Origin of the sequence: Dysgonomonas sp. 520 (genome assembly GCF_010501095.1) — a bacterium.
Classification (GTDB): Bacteria; Bacteroidota; Bacteroidia; order Bacteroidales; family Dysgonomonadaceae; genus QVMP01.
Map to the genome: position 1 here is coordinate 1 of NZ_QVMP01000068.1, position 329 is coordinate 329.

Here is a 329-nt window from a genome sequence, read left to right on the forward strand (position 1 = left end):
TCTTCAATTATCTTTTTGCAAACATACAGTGATGTGGAGATATAATTCGTAACATTTGTTACACTTGCCAGGTTTATTATGTGTATCTTTGAAAAAAATAGAATTTATGAATCAGGATTTACTGTTTTTTTGTACAATGTGTCGTGAGAAATCACCCGAAGAGATTGAACAAATAAGATGTGCAATAGATCATGTGGAAAAGACCTACAAGCGAGGAGAATTGATCGCTGCGCAGGGCGATCGCATATCTCATTTGTATATGCTGACAAAAGGAAAAGTGAAGACAGAAATTATTTCCCAATCGGGGCTTACTGTTTCAGTAGAAGAGA

Annotated in this window: 1 protein-coding gene; it reads left to right on the forward strand. The window is 35.6% G+C overall.

Annotated elements, in window-relative coordinates; translation table 11 throughout:
- Positions 1 to 106: 106 nt before the first annotated feature.
- A partial coding sequence (locus tag D0T56_RS16925; protein WP_163321275.1) for a cyclic nucleotide-binding domain-containing protein occupies positions 107 to 329 on the forward strand: 223 nt, incomplete at its 3' end.